The organism is Magnetofaba australis IT-1 (genome assembly GCF_002109495.1).
GTDB lineage: Bacteria > Pseudomonadota > Magnetococcia > Magnetococcales > Magnetococcaceae > Magnetofaba > Magnetofaba australis.
The window spans coordinates 1,135,046-1,156,186 of record NZ_LVJN01000020.1 but is presented as its reverse complement, the minus strand read 5'-3'; the positions used below and the strand labels follow the sequence as shown (position 1 = coordinate 1,156,186).

Below are 21,141 nucleotides of genomic sequence, written 5' to 3'. Positions count from 1 at the left end.
TTCGATGACCATTCTGCTGACCGGCGCCGGTGGATTTCTCGGCGCCGCCCTGTGGCGCCTGCTGCAACGCGAGCGCCCCGATGACCGGTTAATCGCCTTGACCCGCCGTCCGGTGGAGGGCGCCTACATCTGCGATATCGCCGACCCGCCGGAGCTGCTGCGCACCCTCGATGAACTCACCCCGCAGGTCATCATCAATCTGGCCGCCATCGCCGATTTCGGCGCGGGCGCGTTGGCGCGGCAGTACCCGGTCAACACTCTGGCCCCGGGCTTGATGGCGCAGTGGTGCGCCGCCCATGACGCCTATCTGTTGCAAGCCTCCGGCACGCTGGTGCACGGCTTCGGGCAGACTGAATTTGGCCCGCAAACGCCCATAGCGCCGGATACCGACTACGGCCAATCCAAATGGCTGGCCGAAGAGTTGATTCGCGCTTCCGGCGCCCGCGCCGGGATTGTGCGCATCGGCGGCATCTACGGCGCCGCCGGACCGGATCATCTGGGCTTGAATCGCGCCATTCGCGGCGCGCTGGCGGGCCAGCCGCCCACCCTCCACGGCCCAGGGCAGGCCAAACGCAACTATCTGCACGTGGACGATTGCGCGCGCATGCTGCTCTGGTGCCTCGACAACCAGCCCATGCAGACGCTATGGGCGGGCGGGGCCGAGATCCTGACCCTGGAGCAGACGCTGCAGCGGCTCTGCGACGCCCTGCTGCCGAACGCTGAGCCCATCCGTGAACAGGGCGACGAAGCGCGCGATCAGGTGGTGCACACCAGCCCGCAGCTGCCGCCGGGGCGCACCATGCTGGAGGCGCTGCGCGCCGAGCGGGACGCCTGAGAATGCGCATCGCCCTGCTGGCGGACATCCACGGCAACGGCCCGGCGCTGCGCGCGGTTCTGCAGGCGGCGCGCGACGCCGGGGCCAAACAGGTTCTGGCGGCGGGGGATCTGTGCGGGTATTACTACGATACCGCCGATGTGCTCGAGCAGCTGGATCAGTGGACCTGGTTTGGCGTGCAGGGCAACCATGAAGGGATGCTGCAGGCGCTCAGAGACGGCGCCGAGGCCGAACCGATCCGACGCAAATACGGCTCGGCGCTGAATTTGGCGCTGCGTGATCTGCCCGCCGCAACCCTGGATCGGTTGCGCGCCCTGCCGCACCCGCTCTGGCATGCGGTGGACGGAAAGCGTATTCTGATCTGCCATGGCGCTCCCGATGCGCGGGATCGCTACATCTACCCGGACGCCGACGAGCAGAAGCGCGCGGCGTTGTGGGATAGCGAGGCGGACCTGACCCTGTTCGGCCACACCCACTACCCGGTCCTCTGGCGCGTCGGCCAGCGCTGGATCGTCAATCCGGGCTCGGTGGGTCAGCCCCGCGACCGTCAGCCGGGCGCCTGCTGGGCGCTGTATGACGCCGCCGACCACAGCGTTACGCTGCGTCGTGAACCATATGACCCACAACCGCTGCTGGACGCCTGCGCCGCCCGCGACCCGGACGTCCCCTACTTGCGCGAGGTTTTAATCCGCACATCATGAGCCGCTCCCCCCGCTCCATTCTGGTTACCGGCGCCAATGGCGACATCAGCGACGCCATTGGCCGCATCATCGCCGAGCGCTGGCCCGAGTGCGCCCTGCACGGCGCCGACGCCTCCGGCCCCTGGCCTGGCCTGGGTCTGTTTGCGCAGATGCACCCTTTGCCGTTGGCGCGCGACGCCGCGTTTCTGCCTGCGCTGCAAACGCTGCAGGCCCAACATGGGTTTGATCTGATCATCCCCGTGCCGGAGCCGGAGTTGGCGCGCCTGGCCGAACCAGCCGCGCAGGAGTCTGGCCTGCCGCTGCTGATGAATGCGCCGCAGACCATCACCATGGGCTGCGACAAATTCGCCACCGCTCAATGGCTGCAGAGCCATGATATCCCCGCCCCGGCCACCCATCTGCTGGAGTTGGCCAATCCTCAGCATCTGCCGCTATTCGTCAAACCGCGCTTCGGCTATGGTTCGCGCGACCTGGCGCTGATTGAGACCACCGAGGCGCTGCTGGCGATCCAACAGACCCAGCGCGTTCCCAGTGTGGCGCAGGCGTGGATCCCGGATAGCGATGGCGAGTTCACCTGCGCCCTGCTCAAGGTCGGCGAGCACACCCGCCGCATCACCCTCAAGCGCTGGCTCCAAGGCGGACTGACCGGACGCGCCGAAGTGGTCGATGATCCGGCCATCAACGCCTATCTGGACAAGATCCTCGCCGCCCTGCCCGACCGCAACGCCGTCAACGTGCAGTTGCGCATCGCAGACGGCCAACCGTTGGCGTTCGAGATCAATCCGCGCTTCTCCAGCACCGCCATGATGCGCCACCGTTTGGGCTTTGCCGATGTGGCGTGGATGATCGACTACGCCCTCAATCAGACGCCGCCGCCCGTCTACACGCCGCAGCCCGGGGCACGGGTGTTCCGCCTATCGCGCGAGGTGACCGCGCCACCCCTTTCCGCCGCCACGACCAACCCCTGAGGAGCGCCATGTCCGCCCCCGCCATCTCCATTGCCGGACGCGCCATCGGCGCCGACCATCCGCCCTACGTCATCGCCGAACTCTCCGGCAATCACAACGGCTCGCTGGAACGCGCCCTTACCCTGCTGCGCGCCTGCGCCGAAGCGGGGGCCGATGCGGTCAAACTGCAGACCTACACCGCCGACACCATGACCATCGATTTCGATGGCCCCGGCTTCGTGCAGGAGGGCGGGCTGTGGGATGGCCGCACCCTGTATGACCTATATGAGGAGGCGCACACCCCCTGGGCGTGGCACGCCACTTTGTTTAACGAGGCCAAACGGCTCGGCGTGGCGCTATTCTCCTCGCCGTTCGACCCCACGGCGGTGGAGTTTCTTGAGCAGCTGGATGCCCCGGCCTACAAAATCGCCTCGTTTGAGGTGCTGGACCTGCCCTTGATCCGCTGCTGCGCCGCCACCGGCAAGCCGATGATCATCTCCACCGGCATGGCCTCCCCAGAAGAGATTCAGGAGGCGCTGGACGCCGCCCGCGCCGCCGGTTGTGAGCAAATCATCCTGCTGCACTGCGTCTCCGCCTACCCGGCCCCGCCGGAGTCGATGCACTTGACCACCATCCCTGACCTGGCTGCGCGCTATGAGACGGTGGTGGGACTCTCGGACCACACCCTGGGCAATGCGGCGGCGGTCGCCTCGGTGGCGCTGGGGGCGCGGGTGATTGAGAAGCACGTCTGCCTGAGCCGCGCCGAAGGCGGCGTGGACAGCGCCTTCTCCCTGGAGCCTGAGGAGCTGCGTCAATTGGTGAGCGACGCGCGCACCGCCCATGCGGCGCTGGGAACGCCGCAGCGGGGAACCAAGAGCGCCGAAAAGGGCAATCTGGCCTATCGTCGCAGCCTCTACGTGGTGGCCGATGTGGCCGCTGGCGAGCCGCTCACGCCGCAGAACATTCGCGCCATTCGCCCCGGCTACGGTTTGCCGCCCAAACATCTGGACACCGCGTTGGGTAAATTGGCCAAACGCGACCTGAAACGGGGCGAGCCGCTGGCGTTGGAGATGTTTGCGGAGTGACGGCTCTGCTCTGATGGGGGATTGCGCACCGTATGCCCGCCACCCGCCACGCTTCTAAGACGCGGCTCCAGCCCCCTATCGCGCTGGATCCGGCGCGACTGCGCGCGCCTGGCGTCGCGCTGATCGACTTTGCCGAGTTTGGCGCGCCGCTGTGGTTCGCCGACCCCACCACGCAACGGGTCGCCTGGCGCGCAGAGGAGATCGCCCCGCTGTTCCTGTGGGCCGAAGCCTGCGCCCATGCCGGGCAGTGGGTGGTGGGCAAGGTGGATTATGACGCCGCCGGAGCGTTCGGTCTGCCCACGGTCGAATCGCGCCGCGCCGCTCCACTGGCGTGGTTCGCCGCCTACTCCCAGCCGCCGCGCGCAGCGCACTTTCCACCCGCGACGCCTCTTGATCCGGCCCCTTGCGCCGTCGCTGACATCTCCCCGCAACGCTACGCCGCCGATATCGCCGCCATTCTGGCGTGGATTGACGCCGGTGACTGTTACCAAATCAATCACACCATCGCCGCTCGGGTGGACAATGCGCCGGACTTGGCGCATCTGTTCCTGACCCGCCAGGCGCTGCATCGCCTCCCCTTCGCGGCCTGGCTGGCCACGCCGTATGAGCGCATCGCCAGCTTTTCGCCGGAGCTGTTCCTGCGCCGCGCGGGCGACGCCGTCACCACTGCGCCCATCAAAGGCACCCGCCCACGCCATGTCGATGTGGCGCGCGACGCCGCTCTGTGCGCCGAGTTGCGCGCCTCGCCCAAAGAGCAGGCCGAGCATGTGATGATCGTGGATATGGCGCGCAACGACCTGGGCCGCGTGTGCGTCACCGGCTCCATCCATGCGCCGCGCCTGATGGCCCCGCGCAGTTACGCCACTGTGCATCATCTGGAGACGGCGGTGCGCGGAAGCGTGCGATCCGGCATGGGATTGGTCGACCTGTTCGCCGCGCTATTCCCCGCCGCCAGCATCACCGGCGCGCCCAAACAGCGCGCCATGGAGATCATCCGCCATCGCGAGCAGCGGGCGCGCGGCGTCTATACCGGCGCCATCGGCGTGATCCAGCCCGGCGGCGATTGCGTGTTCAACGTCGCCATTCGCACCGTGCAGCAGATTGGCGATGATCCGCCCATGGTGGGATTGGGCGGCGGCATAGTAGCCGACTCCAACGCCGACGCCGAGTGGCGCGAAATTGAAACCAAGGGCGCATTTTTGGCCAATGACCCGGTGGGCGGAACGGACGAGCCCTTTGGCTTGATCGAGACCATGCGCGTGAAGGCCGATGGCGCCATTCCCTGGCTGGAGGATCATCTGGCGCGGCTGGAGAGTTCGGCGCGCGCGCTGGGCATACCGTGTGATGGCGAATCGGCGCGGAGCAAATTGGAACAAGCCGCCCGTGAAACAAGCGACCCCTGCGTATTGCGGCTTTTACTGACTCAGGCCGGAGAGATGCGCCTGACCACGCGGGATCTCCCCTCGCCGCCCACAGAGCCGCTACGCCTGATGGTTTGTCCTTATCGCGTCGACGGGGATGACCCGCTGTTGCGTCACAAAAGCACTCGCCGAGCGCTGTTCAACCAGGCGTTGGTCGACGCCCGCGCAGCGGGCTTTGACGATGCCTTAATCTGCAATCACGCAGGCTACGCCACGGAAACCGCTATCCGGGCCATTGCAGTGAAATTGGATGGGCATTGGTGGGTTCCGCCGCTCTCCGATGGTCTACTCGACAGTCTGTGGCGCCGCCAAGCCATTGATCGCCTCAACGCGCGAACGCGCTCCATCACCTGTGATGAACTGCGCTGTGCGCAGACGATTCAGGTGGGCAACGCCCTACAGCAGAGTCAATCCGCTATTTTGAACGAAAGTTGTTCAAAATAGCGGATTGGGCAACAACCGCCATCGTCCGCTCCCTCCCTTTTACCCTGCGCCGCAAATCCTGCAAAAAAGCCTCTTACATAAACCGTGTTAAGCCTGCTATATTCGAAACTTATCATTTATCACGTTCACGCCCGCCCTTCAGGGGTCGGCGTCAGAGACAATTGAGGCCGCCCGAGTGTCTAAATATCCGATTCGCCTGACCGGCAATGAACAGATTGATGACGACCACCGCGAGCTTTGGGAGCTGTTCCAGAGCATCAAAGCCGCGCCCAAGGATCAGGAACGCGTCCTTGAGTCCATGCGTCTGCTGTCAGATGGCTGGGTCGAGCATTTCAAACGCGAAGAGGCGGTGATGGCGCAGGCGGGCTACCCGGGCTTGGAGGCGCATAAAACGCTGCACCGCCAATACCACGAGCGCATACTGGAGTTTCAGAAGAACCTGGAACAGCGCAAAGAGATGGCCCAGAGCGAGTGGGAGCGGATGCTGGCGGAAGCCAAGTTGGAAGCGGGCCTGGAGGTGGTCACGGAGTGCAGCACATGCATCAAAGTGGCGGCGTTTTTGACCCAATGGTTCCTGCAACACACCAATTTTGAAGATCAGAAGTACGTCGCTTACCTCAAATCCGCCAGCGGCGCGTAGAGCCTTGGGGCGTAAACTGCGCGACAATCGAAACCCTGAATGGGATCAACGTCTGCATCGATCAAAGAGATCAACTCGTAAGGTCTCTGTGTTTGCGCATTAGCGCAAACGAAAACGCGGGCTCCCGCCGCCGCCGCCAAACGGACGCGATCCGCCGGAGGGCAGGCCGATGCTCCCCGAGGCGCCGAACTTGACCGAGAATTTGGGCCCGCGATCCTCCAGCACCTCGGCGGGCAGCTCACGCAGAAAGCGCGACGGCATGGGGAATGTGGGCTCGCTGTACATCCAGCGTTTGCGCGCGTGGGTCAGATAGAGCCGCTCGCGGGCGCGGGTGATGCCCACGTAGGCCAGACGGCGCTCCTCCTCCAGCCCTTCGGCGCCCTCGTTCACCGCCAGGGAGTGGGGCAGCGTCTCCTCCTCCATCCCCACCAGGAACACATAGGGGAACTCCAGCCCCTTGGCCGCGTGCAGAGTGGAGATCACCACCCGGTTGGGGCTGGGCTCGCCAGACTCATGCATGTCGGTGACCAGGGCGGTCTCCTCCAAAAACATGGTTAAACTCTCCGAGCGCACCAGCACCCCGCGCAGTTCGGCCAGGTTGTCCATCTTCTCATCGCGCTTCTCATGGCCATCCAGAGAGGCCACGTAGCCGCTGCGGTCCAGCAGGTGGGCCAACGCCATGGCCGGGCTCTCCAACTGGCAGATCTGCCGCGCCTCGTCGATGAGCATGACGAAATCCTTGAGCGCGGTTTTGGCCTTGCCGCTGATGCCGCCAGCCGCCACCAGACGCCGGGTCGCCTCCAGCAGCGGCACGCTCTCCTGCATGGCCACGGCGCGGATTTTGGCCATGGCCACCTGCCCCACCCCGCGCTTGGGCACATTGACCACACGCTCGAAGGCGACGTCATCGCGAGCCGAGTGCACCAGACGCAGATAGGCCAGCGCATCGCGGATTTCGGCGCGATCCATAAAGCGCAGTCCGCCCACCACCTGATAGGGGATGCCCTGACGCATCAACCCCTCTTCGATGGCGCGGGTCTGACGCGAAGCGCGCACCAGCACCGCCGCGCGACTGAAGTCGCCCAACGGGCACAGCGCGCCGATCTCGCTGGCCACAAAGCGCGCCTCATCTTCGCTGCTTTCGGCGGTGAACAGGTCGATCTTGCGACCATCATCATCCTCGGTCCAGAGGCTCTTCTCCATGCGCCCCTGGTTGTGTTTGATCAACTCGCTGGCCGCGCGCAGGATATTGCCGGTGGAGCGATAGTTCTGCTCTAAGCGAATCACCGTCACATCGGGGAAATCATCCTTGAAGTGCAGGATGTTATCCAGCCGCGCGCCGCGCCAGCTGTAGATGGACTGGTCGTCATCGCCCACCACGCAGAGGTTCTTGTGCAGGTCGGCCAGTTGCGCCGCCCAGCGGTACTGCACCGCGTTGGTGTCCTGATACTCGTCCACCAGCAGATGGCCAAAACGATGTTGCCAGTGGGCCAGCAGATCGGGGTGACGCCGCCACAGCTCCAGACAGTTGAGCAGCAGGTCGCCGAAGTCCATGGCGTTGGCCCGCATCAGACTCTCCTGGTAGCTCTGATAGAAAGAGTGCACGCGGGTTTTGTCACCGGGATTGAGGAACTCCCGTTCGTTGACTTCGTCCAGCCTGTCCGGGGTGATGCCGTCATCCTTCCAGCGCGAGATGTGGTTGATCAGGCGCTTGGGGGTCCAGTACTTGTGATCGAAGCTGGACTCGTCGCAGATGCGCTTGGCCAGCCGCTCCTGGTCAGCGGTGTCGAGAATGGTGAAGTCGGGGTCGTAGCCCAGATACTTGCCCTGCTGGCGCAGCATGCGCGCGCCCATGCCGTGGAAGGTGCCAATCCAGAAGCGGTGCGCCACGCCCGACGGCGCGTCCAGCCCCAGCAGCTCCAACACCCGTTCGCGCATCTCGCGCGCCGCCTTGTTGGTGAAGGTGACCGCCAGGATGGTCTCCGGCGAGGCCGCGCCGGAGAGGATCAGATAGGCCAAACGACGGGTCAGCACGCGGGTCTTGCCGGAGCCTGCCCCCGCCAACACCATCACCGGCCCGGCGCCGTGGGTCACCGCCTGCAGTTGCGGCGGGTTGAGATTGGATAGAATCGGCGAATCGCCGACGTGATCCAGGGGCAGATGGGAGTTACTCATCGGGAACGCGCCTCCTCTTCCACTTCACGATCCAGCAGGGCGCGATTGTAGGCTTTGATCACGTCGTTATTGGTCACCACCCCCAGCACCTCGCCGGAGCCGTTGGCGGCCACCACCGGCAGCTGCTCGATATTGCCCGAGCCCATCAGGCGGAAGGCGTCGTAGAGGTTGTCGTCGGGGGTGACGGTAATCAGCTCGCGGGTGGCGATGTCGCGCACCAGCACCAGATCCTCCACCCCCTCTTCGAAGGCCACGCCGCGGATATCCTGGAACGACACGATGCCCTTCAAGGAGCCGTCATCGTTGGTGACCAGAAAGTTCTCCTCCTGCGACTGATGGATCTTCGCCTTGAGTTTGCGAATGGAGAGGGAGTCGGGAATCTGCTCATAACTGCGCCGCATGATGGAGCCCACCTTGATGTGCCGCAGCAGCCCCGATTCCCGCCCCGACCACAGGTCGATGTTGTGTCGCCGCAACGCCTTGGTGTAGACCGAGTCGCGATAGACCTGATTGATCAGCAGCGTGGCCACCATGGAGGCCACCATCAGCGCCAGCATGATGCGGTAGTCGTTGGTCAGCTCGAACAGAATCAGAATCGCCGAGATGGGCGCGCCCAGCACGGCGGCGGCCATGGCCCCCATGCCCACCAGGGTGTAGGCCCCCGGGCTGGCCGAGAGCGCCGGGAACAGCGCATGGGCGTAGGTGCCGAATGCTCCGCCCACCATGGCGCCGAGGAACAGGCTGGGGGTGAACACCCCGCCGGAGAAGCCGGAGCCCAGCGTGATGGAGGTGGCGATGATCTTGATGATCACCAACAGCGCCATAATCCAACCGGCCATCTGCTCCAGCAGGGCGTTGTTCATGGTGTCGTAGCCGACCCCCATCACCTGCGGGAACACCAGCGCCATGGCGCCCAGCAGAAACCCGCCCATGGCCGGTTTCATCCAGCGCGGAACCGGAATTTTGGCCCACAGATCCTCCGACTTGAACAGCGTGTGCATGAACAGGATGCCGGTGATGCCGCACACCAGCCCCAGGCCGATATAGGCGGGGATCTCCCACGCCGACACCAGCGTGTAGTGCGGCACGATAAACGCGGGGAAGTCGCCCAGGTGCAGGCGCGCGATCACCGTGGCGATCACCGAGGAGAGCACGATGGGAGAGAAGGTGGCCAGGCCGTAGTCGGCCAAAATCACCTCCAGGGCGAACATCACCCCGGCGATGGGGGCGTTAAACGACGCCGCAATGCCCGCCGCCGCGCCACATCCCACCATGGTGCGCATGTGTTTGGTGGACATCTGCAGCTTGGAGCCGAGCCAGGAGGAGATGGTGGCGCCCACGTGCACCACGGGCCCTTCCCGGCCCACCGAACCGCCCGAACCGATGGAGAGCGAACAGGCGAGCATTTTGCCAATCCCGTCGCGCATCTTCATTTTGCCGCCGTGCAGCGCCACCGAGCTCATCACCTCCGGCACCCCGTGGCCGCGAGAGCCGGGGAAAAGGAAGTGCACCATGGGCCCGACGATGGCCCCGCCGGCCACCGGCGCCAGCAGAACATGCCACCATTCCAGTCCTTTGACGATATCCACCACGTTTTCCGAACCGCTGCCTAGAAAGAAGAACTGGAACAGTTCAATCAGGGTGCGGAACAGGATGGCGCCATACCCCACCAGAATGCCGATGGCGATGGCGATGGCAGACAAAATGATGTGTTCGTTGACGCCGAGGCGATGAATGGATGCGCGCATGTCTTTCGCTTAAGGCTTCTCGGCTGACCGCCGATAAGGGGATATAAGTGGGGAAGCATAATCCCCCTGGCGACCGCCCTCAATGGGTTTTGGCCTGCGCATGCGGGTTTTGCCCGCGGGGTTTCCTCCCGCACCGGCGGCGGACTGCGTGAATCATAACAAAGGGAGCCACATCATGCAGATTCAACCTCTCGCCAATACCGCCTCCGCGCAGCAAACGGCGGAGTCGACCCCGCGTTCCGGCGGCGTGGAAGAGATCGCCATCCAGCAAGATGCGCTGACCCTCTCCCGCGCCGCCCGCGCTGCGGCGGCCCAAGCGATGCCCATCATCTCCGAGACCGATATGAAGATGCAGATGGACCACATCTTCATGGAGGAGGTGTTCCAGCGTGATCTGGAGACGGTGAACCGCTGGGATCTGGTGGGGCGTCCGGATTTGGAGGCGGCCAAAACCTATAGTGAAAACGGCGGCGCGCTGAATATTGCGGCGTAATTTTCGCCAATCGGAGCGCATGCCCCTAATACGGTTATTTTACCAGCGTTCTGTGATTTGCGTCACAGAGGCCGCCGCCATCACTGCGCTAGGCTGTTCCCATCGTTGATTTCAACCTTGGGAGATTGGCCATGCAGACCATGAAGTTCTTCATCGACACCCACGACGCCAAACAGGGGACCTTCCCCGTGGGGCTGACCCCGGAGCAGTTCAAAGGCTTCTTTGAGAAATACCTGCAAGCCTGCGAAATCGAGGGCGTCATCGTGCTCAAAACCCATTTGGCCTACGCCGATGACCGCGCCTTCTGCTTCACCATGGCGCCTGACGCCGAGGCCGTGCGCCGCGCCCATGAGCGGGTGGGATTGCCCTTCGATAGCATCAGCGAAGTGCAGACCGCCACCCCAGGCGACACCTTCTTCCAACCGCAAACCGCCTAACCGCCTCAAATCAAGCGGGTCGCCGAGGGTTGTCGGCGGCCCCCTTCAACCATCCGCCAAGCCCGGCAATACATTGCAATTCAACCTGTCGCCGACCATAGTGGAGAGCCCTGACAGACTCCAGAATCCGGCTTCGATCCATGAAAAAAACCAACGCCCAGACCCTTGCCGCCCACCTCACTGACGATCTGGGTATTCAACCCAGCGACACCATTTTCCTGTTTTCCGGGGTTTGGGGATTGGGCAAATTGGAAAATGGGCTGGATGACATCACCGACGCCTTTCGCCTGGCGATTCCTCAGGGACTGCTACTGATCCCCACCTTCTCCTACACCTGGTGCAGCGGCGAGACCTGGGATCCGGCCATCACACCCTGCCCCGACATGGGGGTCTACGCCGACCACGCCTGGCGCGGCGCGGACTTTGTGCGTACCGACAACCCCAACTTCTCGGTGACGGCGCTGCGCACGGCGCACAACGCCGCGTTGATCGATACGCTGTTCCAGGTGGATGACGACTGCTTCGGAGAACACTCCATCTTCGGCAATCTGGTGCGGCATTCGCGCACAAATCCACGCACCTTTGTTCTGTTGCTGGGCGGCGCGTTCAAGGACTGCCTGTTCCGCTGCACCTTCATCCACTACGCCCAGCAGCGCCTCAAAGTCCCCAACCGCTTTATCAAACCCTTCCCCGACCCCGCAGGCTCGGGGCGGGTGGTGACGCAGTTGGTGCGCATGAACACCGCCGAAGAGTATGTGCAGACCCACGGCCAGCAGCCGCCCGCCGACATGCCCTTCCCCGCCTATGAGGATTTCGGCCCCTACGGCCCCTCGCTGGAGAAGGCGGGCGCATTGATTCGCGCGCCGTTCCGTTTTTATGAATCGCGCATGGCGCCGGTGGCGGAGTCGGTGGATATCTTCGAAGCGGAGTGGCGCGCCGACCCCAGCTACTGCATGGCCAAGCCGACGCCGGAGGCGACTGAGTAAGATTCTCAGTCGAAGGCAAAATTGGTGATTTGGGTGATGAATGGTTTCGAGGGCGGAGCCCTCGAGCTCCGCAAAACCACACCGTAGGCGCTGCCCAGGATTGCACGCCATTGGCCGCTGGGGTCGCGGAACGCAGACCCCGCCGCCGACCAGCCGGCGGCCCAGAGTCAGCGCAAGCTCACGCTGTATCACGCAAACATTGGCCGTTCTGTGCAGGTTTGGATTTGCACGCTTAAGATCAGGGAGGCGTACTATAGTCGCTAGCATTCAAAAGTGCACATATGGGCGCTGAAAGATATCGAGGGCTGCGCCCTCGAGCTCCCAAGATCAAAATCCAAACAGTGGGCGCTGCCCACGCCCGCTTAAGGGTCACAGACCCTATGACGATTTGGCAGGATTGCCAAATCGGACTCGCGCAGCGAGCCCGCAGGGTGAGGGCTATGGATGGCCCGAATCAATCCCGCCAAATTTCCGTTGGAAATTTGTCCCATAGTCAGCGCAAGACCAACCAGTGTCACACAAACATTGAGCGCTTTGGATTTGTGACATTCTGGATTCAAGCGGCTATAGGAGCAATAACACAAATATTCGTATACTGTATATTTATGTTATTTCTAGAACTTTACTGAGATAAATTTTCGCATCTCGCCGAAGTGGGTGAAGGTCCCGTCCGCAGCCTGCTCACCCTGCCCTTCGCTCACCCCTGTGTGGAGCTTCTGCCAACAGGGGATGCCCAGCGCGCGGGCGCCCTGGATATCATTGACGGCGTTATCCCCCACCATCCACACCTCGCCCGCCTGCAGCCCCAGCTTCTCCAGCGCCAGTTGGAACGGCGCCAGGTCGGGCTTGTCGGCGCCCGCCTCTTCCGACGTCACCACATAGTCGAAGTGGTCGGCCAGGTCAAAATAGACGATTTTGCGGAATTGAATCTCGGCGGTCAGATCGGTGACGATGGCGGTGTGGATGCTCAACGCGCGCAGATCCTCCAACAGGGCGCGCGCATCCGGGAACAACGTGCTGGCCCCAAGGAACGTGCGCCAGTAGGTCTGGTTGAGATCCAGGGTGTGCAGCAGTTGGGTCTTCAGCCCGAGCCGCTCGATCATGCGCTGAAAATAGAGCAGGCGGCTATGTGACGCCGCCACATGGCCCAAGCGCGCCTTCACCTCCTTGCGCGCGGCGCGATAGGCGTCGTCGAAGGCGTCGCCATCCACCCCCAACAGCGCCTGCGCCTTCTCCCGCGCCGCCGCGGAAGCCGCCGCATGGGCCGGGGCGTAGTCGTACAGAGTGTTGTCGGTGTCGAAGATCACCGCCGCCGGTTTGCGCGCAAACGCCTCGGGATTGCGAATATTCAGAGCCATTTACCGTCTCTCCGCCAGCGCTTGAGCAGCGTGCAACAGCACAATCAGTTGCATCACCCCCGCCATCCCCGCCTGCCAGTTGGGCCACAGGGAGAGCATCTCCTCCATATGCGGGGCGAGCATTTTGGCCGCCAACGCCAAGTCCTCGGACTCCACGTCGCCCTCCACGCGCATCTCCACCGCCGCGCCATCCTCCACCACCGCCACATCGATGTAAAGCCCGCAAATGGCGATCAAGATTCGCGCCAAGTCCTCATGATAGAGAGTGTCGCGCAGCAGCGCGCGCAGCTTCAGCGGCAGCTTTTTGCGTCGCCCGCTCCCCTGCGGCGCGCTCTGTTCCGGCAGGCGCACATCTTCCGGCCGCGCCGCCTGCAGGGTGAACACCAATTGCGCATGGGCCATCTGCGGCCGCACGTATTGCGCCGCATCGGGCTCGCGCCGGGCGATATCCGCCAGCGTCTCCTCCAACCCCTTGCCGCGCTGGGTCACATCCCGGCGAATTTTGAAATATCTGCGCAAATCCGCATCCATATCGAGAAATATGCGCACATCGCAACGCTGGCGCAGCGCCGGGGTATACAGCGCATGAAGCCCGCTGGCGATGATCACATCATTATCCGCCACCGGTTGCGGCGCGGTGAATCGCCCGCTGGCGTGGTCGTAGTGGCGGCAACGGATGGGCTGACCATCAAGCAGCTTGAGTACATCGCCGCAGAACGCCATCAGATTGTTGGCGCGGGGATTGAGGTGGGTCAGCGCCTTCCACATGGGGGCGTAGCGATCCCACAAGTGGTAGTCGTCGCCGGAGACATTGACCACCGAAGCCTCGCCGAACAGCCCGCCGATGGCGTGGGCCAGACTATCCTTGCCACTGCCCGAATCCCCGGCGATGCCCAGCAGCAGCGGTTGGCGGCTGAGGCGGAAGTAGTCGTTGCCGGTGATGCCCACGCGGTACATCTGCCAACAGAGCAGCAGCGCCGAGGCGGTCAGGCCGGTCTGCAACAGCGAGAGCCAGCGCTCCGGCAACGCCGCGCGCAGGGTGACGTCGGTGTGGCTCAGATCCCATCCCAACAGCGCCAGATTGGCCCCGGGACTGGTCGCCGGAGCCAGCAGCAGAAACAGCAGCGAGAAGCCGCCCACCAGAATCATGCCGGTGAGCCCGGCGCGCAATTGGTGAATCACCAGAAACGGCAGCGTCCAGTAGTACCAGCCGACTGAAGCGGGGGTGAGCACCAGCAACACCATGAAGCCGCCGCCGATGGCCGCCGCCAGCAGGTCGAAATTGAATCGCCCTAAACGCCATACCGCATACAGAATGGCCAGATAGGCCAGCGGCGCCCAATAGAGATAGATCCCCTCGCCCATGGACAGCCGCATCTGATAGAGCTTGGCCATCTCACGATTGGCCAGCATCATCACCTGGGTCCCTTCGGTGAACAGCCACGGCAGTTGCAGCAGCCCGAAGGCGTAGACGAAGTAGCGGATGAAACTGTGGGCGATGGGGCGCAGCCGCTTGTTCTTCCACAGATAGATAGCGATGAAGGGGGCGGCGGCCAGCATGCTGAGTTTGGCGGCGGCGGCCAGTCCAAGCCAGCCGCCGGAGCGGCCCAGGCGCAGGCGATTGAGGGTGATCAGGCAGGCGGTGAGCAGGAACACCGGCACGATGTCGGTCTGGCCGTACCAGTAGCCCACGTAGAGGGTGATGGGCGAGAGCCAGTAGAGCCAGATGATGCGCTGTTCGAAGTCGGCGAAGCGAATCTGCAACAGACGCAGAACGCCGTAATCAAACAGCAGGGTGACGCAGGCGAAGCCGATATGGGTGAACAGCCCTTCGACGCCAAACAGAGCGTCGAGTCCGGCGCCCATGGCCACTCCTGGCAGGTAGGCGGCGAACATCACCGGACCGTAGGGGAAGGAGAGCGCATCGCCCCCGGCGCTCAGATGGGCGCTCCAGGGATCCAACGTCGGGTGGCCCAACCAGCCCTGTAGAAAGGGCAGAAACCACGCCACCTGCGCCCACGGACGCGCCAGCGCAATGAGCAGAACGCGCGCCGCCAGTCCGCCGAGAAAAGCCGGATGCCGCCACAGCGCGGGCGGCGCTATTTCCATCGTTCGGGGTTCTTGGTGCACACCGCGTCCACGGTGATGCCGCGCTCGCCCAGCAGGGCGCGCATGTCATCGATCTCGCGGGTTTCGATGCGCCCCTGCAGCTCCGGCGACACCAGGCAGAGTTTGAACCCGGCGTCCTTCAACTGCATGGCGTCCTCATGCTCCAGCGGAAAACGGGTAAAGCAGTCCACCCACACCCAGTCGACCTTGCCGCCCAGCACCAGCGCAGTTTCGATGCTCTCATACTCGGAGACGCGCACCGCACAGCGGCTCTCGCCGCTACACACCGTCTTGATCAAAAACGGAAAGCTCTGGTCGAGGAAGAAGTAGTTGTCGATCTCACGCTCATCCATGATCTCGATCAGCCGCTCCTCCAGCCCCTCCTCCTTCACATTGAGGATGAGTCCAGCGTGGCGATACTGGTCGATCCACGACTCAAAGGCGGGGCCTTTGCGCCCGGCGTCGTGGTGGATGATGAGCTGATCGCCCCAGGTGCGGATATCCACCTCCACCCCATACTCCTGGGGGGTGACGCGCAGCTTTTCGATGTGGTTGACCCGATGTTGAAACAGAATCACGATGGTTCTCTCTTCACCATTGAAGACCTAACGCTTATGGCGTAAGGCGCGCCGCAGACGAAAGCTGAATTCCAAAGTGCGCAAAATGAACTTCTTCTTGCCGCGCCAATCGACGTTCCAGTGGGAAACGCCGTGGGCGCGCTCGCCAAAGAACACCGGAAACCGCTCCACCGCAAGCCCGCCGACCCGCGCCTGATGGTAGGCGTACAGATCCAGGGAGAAGTCGTGGGGCGGATCTTCCCACGTGGCGAAAAACGCTTTGGGAAACAGTGTAGGTTGTGCGTTGATATCCCACAACCGTTTGCCCAGCAACAATGACTCAAAAAAACTCATGCCCATGGTGAACAGCACATCCGCCGGGGGACGGCCAAAACGGCGCCCTTTGACAAACAACCGCTCGGGATCGGCGCTGTTCTCAAACGCCGCCAGCCCCACCAGCACATCCATGGGATCGGTCTGCATATCGGCGTGAGTCCAGCCCATAAAGCGCCCCTGCGCCTGCTGCAAGCCGTAAAGAATGCCGTAGCCGTAGCCCTGATTCACCTCCACCCGCACGCTGCGCAGGCCACGATGCTCGGCCACGCCCGCCGCCAGCACCGCCGGGGAGTCGTCGGTGGAGCCGTTGTCCACCAGCAGGAATTCGATCTCCTCACGCCCGGCGCACACCTCGGCGCAGCGGGCCATGAGCAGCGGTAGATTGGCGGCCTCGTTGTAGCAGGGAATCACCACCGTCAGCGTCGGCTCGGTCGGCATGGCGCCCTCTTCTCTCACCCGCGCGGCGCGGGAATCTGCGGCGCAGTGGCGGCAAAGCGCTGCGCCAGCTCCTGCACGGCGCTCGGGGCGATGCGCCCATCGCGCTCCAACTGGTATGGGTGGCCGGGCCATTTGTGGAAACAGCCCTGCCAATACTCAAAACTTTGCAGATCGCCCGGCGTGCCCCAGCACAGGTAGTGGTCCACTTCGAACAGTTTGACCCGCAGCCCCATCTCCACCGCATCATTGATGAGCATATCCACGTAGTACTCACCGTTGACCCGCTTATCGCGGAACAGAGCGAACATATGCTCGGCGGCGTCGACGAAGCGCTGCGCCTTCTTGAAAGTGAACGTCCCCACAATGATGGGATCGCTGGCGGGATCCTCCAACGGCTGTTTGACCGCCACGCGGGACACATTGCCCGCCTCATCAGCGCCGATCCAGCCATACATCTGCGGATTGAGCCGCGCGCCGGGGTGACCGCGCATGCCCCATACGATGATGTCGATTGCGGGATCATCCAACAGGGTTTGCAAAGCGGCGTGGTCGTACAGCGCGCCATTATCGCAGGCGCCGATGGTGAGCGGCTGCTCCCAATCCACTTCGCTCACGCCATACATGCAGGTGCGCGCCTGACCGTCGGTGGGGCCCGCCAGACGCACATGCTTGACCGCGCCAAACGCGTCGCGCAGCGCCTGCTCCACCTGCGCCAAACCGGGCATGTCGGCGCGGTGGATGAACACCCGCTGCGGGGCGTCGGGCAGATCCTCAGTGGCCTGCACCGCCATGGGCTTGCCATTGACGGCGATGAGCGGCTTGGGGGTGGCGTAACCGGCCTCGGCAAAACGGCTGCCCAATCCGGCCATGGGCACCATCACCGCGCCATCGTGCTGCGCAACGGGCTGCGGCGGCGCCAGCAGATCGCGGAACATCGCCGACCAGCGCTGATACTCGGCCAGATCCTGGGGCGTGCCCCACTGCATGAAGTGCTGCAACGGATAGACGGCGATATTGCGGCCATCGGCAAACAGCGGCTTGTAGGTGAGGCTGACGTAGAACTCGCCGCCGATGGTCAGATCCTCGGCCACGCAGCGGTCGAACGCCTGTTTGAGCAGCGCGCCGGAGCGGAAATAGTAGGTTCCGCTGGAGGCGAACTCCTCAGTCGGCGTGTCGGTATAGGGCTGCTTCTCCTGGATATCCTCCCCCCACAGGGAGCCGGGCGGCGTTTTCACGTAGGCGTAGGAGGTGGAGCCCAGCATGTGCGGGTGGAAGCCGGTGTAGCAGGGAATCGCGCCATCGCAGCGGGACTCGGCCACAAAGCGCGCGAAGTGGTCAAAATCCCAGTAGCAGGTGAAATCGCAGTAGTTGACCACGCATTGCGCGGCGTCGTCGATCAGGTCAAACGCCTGCCGCACCGCATGCACCGGACCCAGCTTGTGCGGCGCGATGCCGAGGATGCGACCATCGGGCGCCAGATCTTGCAGGATCTCCCGCATGCGGTATTCCGGCGCATCCAGGTGGTCCTGGTTGCAGATAAACAGAAACTCGTGATCCCCCGGGAACAGGTCGACCACATGGGCGATGATGGGTTTGCCATCCACCTCGATGAGCGGTTTGGGAACCGAATACCCGGCGCGGCGGAAGCGCTCGCCAAAACCGGACATGGGGATGATGATCTGCATGAAACCTCCCGGCCTGCCGCCGGTTACGCGTCCAGGGATTGGCGAAACTTCTCGGCGTCCCAATCCAGCAGGTCGGCCACTTCGCGGTCATTGAGGGTGGCCAGTTCGGCGCGCGGCTCCAGACGATTGGCCAGCAGCGCCAGGGCGCGCAGCATCTCCTCGCCGCCGGGTTTGAGCTCCTCGCGCACCCAGGTTCCGCGCCCCTCCCAGATGATAAACGCCGGATCGACGCCATAGGTCACCTTGTAAGCGTCGCGCGCCGGGTGCCACCCCTGTTCGCCCATGGCCACACAGCAGCCCGGACCCAGATAGACCGCATGGTCCGGGTAGAGCACAGAATCATTCAGTTTCGGCAACAGCAGCGGGTCCATGGCCAGCGTCTGCGCCACAGCGTGTGTCGGCAGGCGGTAGTCGGCGTCCGGCGCGACCTCGGAGACATGGCTCAGGTCGCTCTCGTCATAGTGCTTGTACGGCTGATCCAGCCTGCGCTCCACCTCCGCCAGCAGCGCTTCGGCGGCGGCGCAATCGGCGCCGCCCACCACCAGACCGTGATTGGCCAGAATCAGCACATCCGGCGACTCGCCCATGGCCGCGCGCACCGCTTGGGTAAGCGGCGCGCCGGGGCGGCGATAGGGAATCCACGCCCAGCGCAAGCCGTCGAGCCGCTCGGCCACGCGCTCGGGGCCGTCGGCGCGCACCGCCCAGGCCAGCGTGCGAATGGAGTGCATATGCAACACCACCGCATGCGGCATCAACGCATGCAGCGTGGTCTCAATGGAGGGGCGCAACGGCGCATCGGGGTCAAACAGACCCGCCATGGGGTCATCGGCATCGCTGTCGATGGCGGCGCGCGCGGCGTTCAGATCCACGGCGGTAAAGATCGGCTTCTCCTGGGCGCGCGACAGCCATGTGCCTGAGCCTTTCACCCACAACCGACCGTCGGGGGCCTTGCAGGAGGTATTGCCGCCGCCGCCCTGCACCAGCATGGGATCGGCGCCAATTTGCGCGGAGAGTCGGGTCAAAGCATCGAGCATCAGCGGGCGCCCAAGAGGGAGTGTCGACAACAGACGTCGCGCCAGTATGCGCCATCTGGAATACCCCTTGCAACGCATTCCGCCACCCCCCTCAGAACGCCCGTTTCCGCTCTGAGAAGGGGTCAAATGTGCCCAACCGCACACTCTGGCGCGGCAAAAGTCGCCGTCAGTCACGCGCCGAGCCGCTGCTTTGCGCCGCCGCATAAGGCCGCGTTTCAGACAAGGATCGCTCCATGCAAGACTCCCCCAACCTCTTAATTCTTTATGGACACCACCACGGCGTCACCGCCAGCCACATCGCCTCGGCGCTGGGCTCCATGGCGTCGGTGATGTGCGCTGGACCCGGCATGGCGGAGGATGAGACCCACATGCCGTGCGACGTCTCCGAATCCGTGTTGACCATTTTGCGCGCCCTGCGCGGACGCTTTTCGCCAGACGCGGTGCTGGTGATCGAATCGGGCGAAAAGTTCTTCCCCATGGATCTGGAGAAGCTGGAGATCCCCTGCTTCTACTACTCCATCGACGCCCATTTCAACCTGACCTGGCAGAGCGAGTACGCCAAGCTGTTCGACGCCCTGTTCGTCACCTTCCGCCAGTACGCCGCCACCTTCCGCAACACCGGCCATCCGGCGGTCTACTGGCTGCCCCACGGCTATAACGACGCCCATTATCACGACTTCAACGCCCCCGAGCGCGATATCGACATCGCCTTTGTGGGCGATATGGATCCCAACCGCCGCCCCGAGCGCATGGCCATGCTGCAAGCGTTGCAGGATGCGGGACTCAAGACCGTGTTCACCCGCGGCATCTGGAACGAAGAGGTGGGCAAGGTCTATTCGCGCGCCAAGCTGGCGTTCAACGATAACGACCACAAAGTGCTTAATCCGCGTAATTTTGAAGCCGCCGCCTGCGGCGCGGTGGTGCTGAGTAACGACGCCGAGTCGCTGAGTGAATTCTTCGTCGACGGACAGAACATTCTGCTGCATCAAAACGCCCCGCAGATGCTGGACCACGCCCAAACGCTGTTGGCCGACCCCGATCGCTGGCGTCAGCTCTCCGAAGCTGGCAAAGCCAACGCCGGACTGCACACCTGGAAGCACCGCAGCATCGTGCTGCTGGACCTGATCGCGCCGTTCCTGCGCCAGAAGCGCCGCCACTTTCCGCACCAGGAGATCATCAAGGCCAGCGCCTTTGTGTATCAGAATCGCGGCCTGCCCGGCCGCGCGGTGCAGATGCTCAACGAGCTGCAGAAGCAGTATCCCCATGACGTTGAGTTGACCTTGCAAAAGGCTCTGGTCTATCTGTCGAACAATTTCCATCAACAGGCGGCGGAGGTGTTGATGGAGCTGTTTGAACTGAACCCGCCGCCGCCCGGCCCCTTCTTCCAGCAGATCGCCAGCGCGCTGATCAACGCTTTCCACTTGGCCAACCACGCCGAAGGGGCGGTGCGCGCGGCCATGGCGATCCCCAATCTGAGCGCCGAGCAGCGCGCCATACTGGCGCAGACCGCCGCGCGCCATACGGGCGAGATTCCCGATGCGGCGCGGGCCAAGCTCTGTCTGCCCCCGGCGGCCAAGCAGCAGGCGCGCTAAACTTGTATTATCGAGGGCGCGCGCCTGCGCGCCCTCGACTCTCTCTCAGCAACGCCCCCCGCAGCCCTTTTCCCGCCTGTTTTTGCAGTTGGGGTCGCCATGGCCAACTGTTATGGCGTA

The 21,141-nt window shown here is 63.7% G+C and carries 18 protein-coding genes; 10 read left to right on the top strand and 8 right to left on the bottom strand.

The genetic code is table 11. From position 1 onward, the window contains the following. Positions 1–4 precede the first annotated feature (4 nt). The 6 genes from MAIT1_RS17200 (at position 5) to MAIT1_RS17175 (ending at position 6,073) form a co-directional block, all read left to right on the top strand. Positions 5–835: an NAD-dependent epimerase/dehydratase family protein gene (locus tag MAIT1_RS17200; protein WP_158089583.1), complete on the top strand. Its 831-nt coding sequence runs from the start codon at positions 5–7 to the stop codon at positions 833–835. A 2-nt stretch (positions 836–837) separates the two neighbouring features. Then, positions 838–1,536 carry a metallophosphoesterase family protein gene (locus MAIT1_RS17195; RefSeq protein WP_085444776.1) on the top strand — a complete coding sequence of 233 codons (699 nt, stop codon included), beginning with the start codon at positions 838–840 and terminating at the stop codon, positions 1,534–1,536. Then, positions 1,533–2,504, top strand: coding sequence for an ATP-grasp domain-containing protein (locus tag MAIT1_RS17190; protein WP_085444775.1), 972 nt, complete (start codon positions 1,533–1,535; stop codon positions 2,502–2,504). The genes MAIT1_RS17195 and MAIT1_RS17190 overlap by 4 nt, the downstream gene beginning before the upstream one ends. Positions 2,505–2,512: 8 nt before the next feature. After that, entirely contained in the window at positions 2,513–3,568 is a 1,056-nt protein-coding gene (pseI, locus tag MAIT1_RS17185; RefSeq protein WP_085444774.1) for a pseudaminic acid synthase, read from the top strand. 32 nt (positions 3,569–3,600) lie between these two features. Continuing rightward, the gene (locus MAIT1_RS17180; protein ID WP_085444773.1) at positions 3,601–5,433 is read left to right on the top strand and encodes a bifunctional anthranilate synthase component I family protein/class IV aminotransferase; all 1,833 of its coding nucleotides are present in this window, start codon (positions 3,601–3,603) and stop codon (positions 5,431–5,433) included. 175 nt (positions 5,434–5,608) lie between these two features. After that, positions 5,609–6,073 (top strand): bacteriohemerythrin, encoded by a 465-nt coding sequence (locus MAIT1_RS17175; protein ID WP_158089582.1) that lies wholly within the window; start codon positions 5,609–5,611, stop codon positions 6,071–6,073. A gap of 99 nt (positions 6,074–6,172) precedes the next feature. Here MAIT1_RS17175 and MAIT1_RS17170 read toward each other — a convergent pair whose 3' ends face one another. Together MAIT1_RS17170 and MAIT1_RS17165 are read right to left on the bottom strand one after the other, a co-directional pair. Beyond that, entirely contained in the window at positions 6,173–8,248 is a 2,076-nt protein-coding gene (locus tag MAIT1_RS17170) for an ATP-dependent helicase (RefSeq protein WP_085444771.1), read from the bottom strand. Continuing rightward, positions 8,245–9,996 carry a chloride channel protein gene (locus tag MAIT1_RS17165; protein ID WP_085444770.1) on the bottom strand — a complete coding sequence of 584 codons (1,752 nt, stop codon included), beginning with the start codon at positions 9,994–9,996 and terminating at the stop codon, positions 8,245–8,247. Before MAIT1_RS17165 ends, MAIT1_RS17170 begins: the two co-directional genes overlap by 4 nt. A gap of 175 nt (positions 9,997–10,171) precedes the next feature. On the opposite strand from MAIT1_RS17165, the gene MAIT1_RS17160 reads away from it, so the two are divergent. The 3 genes from MAIT1_RS17160 to MAIT1_RS17150 all read left to right on the top strand — a co-directional run bounded on the left by MAIT1_RS17160 (position 10,172) and on the right by MAIT1_RS17150 (position 11,912). After that, complete coding sequence (locus tag MAIT1_RS17160) at positions 10,172–10,489, top strand: hypothetical protein (protein WP_143814902.1); 318 nt, start codon at positions 10,172–10,174, stop codon at positions 10,487–10,489. A gap of 131 nt (positions 10,490–10,620) precedes the next feature. Continuing rightward, positions 10,621–10,926 (top strand): DUF4242 domain-containing protein, encoded by a 306-nt coding sequence (locus MAIT1_RS17155; protein WP_085444768.1) that lies wholly within the window; start codon positions 10,621–10,623, stop codon positions 10,924–10,926. 140 nt (positions 10,927–11,066) lie between these two features. After that, a complete protein-coding gene (locus MAIT1_RS17150; RefSeq protein ID WP_085444767.1) occupies positions 11,067–11,912 on the top strand; it encodes an AAC(3) family N-acetyltransferase in 846 nt (281 codons plus the stop codon). A gap of 614 nt (positions 11,913–12,526) precedes the next feature. On the opposite strand, the gene MAIT1_RS17145 is transcribed toward MAIT1_RS17150, so the two are convergent. From MAIT1_RS17145 to MAIT1_RS17120, 6 genes are read right to left on the bottom strand one after another with little or no spacing between them, the layout of a single operon-like run. Beyond that, entirely contained in the window at positions 12,527–13,270 is a 744-nt protein-coding gene (locus tag MAIT1_RS17145; protein WP_085444766.1) for an HAD family hydrolase, read from the bottom strand. Next, a complete protein-coding gene (locus tag MAIT1_RS17140; RefSeq protein ID WP_085444765.1) occupies positions 13,271–15,379 on the bottom strand; it encodes a hypothetical protein in 2,109 nt (702 codons plus the stop codon). Next, positions 15,370–15,957, bottom strand: coding sequence for a PI-PLC domain-containing protein (locus MAIT1_RS17135; protein ID WP_085444764.1), 588 nt, complete (start codon positions 15,955–15,957; stop codon positions 15,370–15,372). The genes MAIT1_RS17140 and MAIT1_RS17135 overlap by 10 nt, the downstream gene beginning before the upstream one ends. A gap of 27 nt (positions 15,958–15,984) precedes the next feature. Continuing rightward, complete coding sequence (locus MAIT1_RS17130) at positions 15,985–16,710, bottom strand: glycosyltransferase family 2 protein (RefSeq protein ID WP_085444763.1); 726 nt, start codon at positions 16,708–16,710, stop codon at positions 15,985–15,987. 14 nt (positions 16,711–16,724) lie between these two features. After that, positions 16,725–18,395, bottom strand: coding sequence for an NTP transferase domain-containing protein (locus MAIT1_RS17125; RefSeq protein WP_085444762.1), 1,671 nt, complete (start codon positions 18,393–18,395; stop codon positions 16,725–16,727). Between the two features lie 23 nt (positions 18,396–18,418). Beyond that, complete coding sequence (locus MAIT1_RS17120) at positions 18,419–19,429, bottom strand: class II aldolase/adducin family protein (RefSeq protein ID WP_158089581.1); 1,011 nt, start codon at positions 19,427–19,429, stop codon at positions 18,419–18,421. A gap of 233 nt (positions 19,430–19,662) precedes the next feature. On the opposite strand from MAIT1_RS17120, the gene MAIT1_RS17115 reads away from it, so the two are divergent. After that, a complete protein-coding gene (locus tag MAIT1_RS17115) occupies positions 19,663–21,021 on the top strand; it encodes a glycosyltransferase (protein ID WP_085444760.1) in 1,359 nt (452 codons plus the stop codon). Positions 21,022–21,141 lie beyond the last annotated feature (120 nt).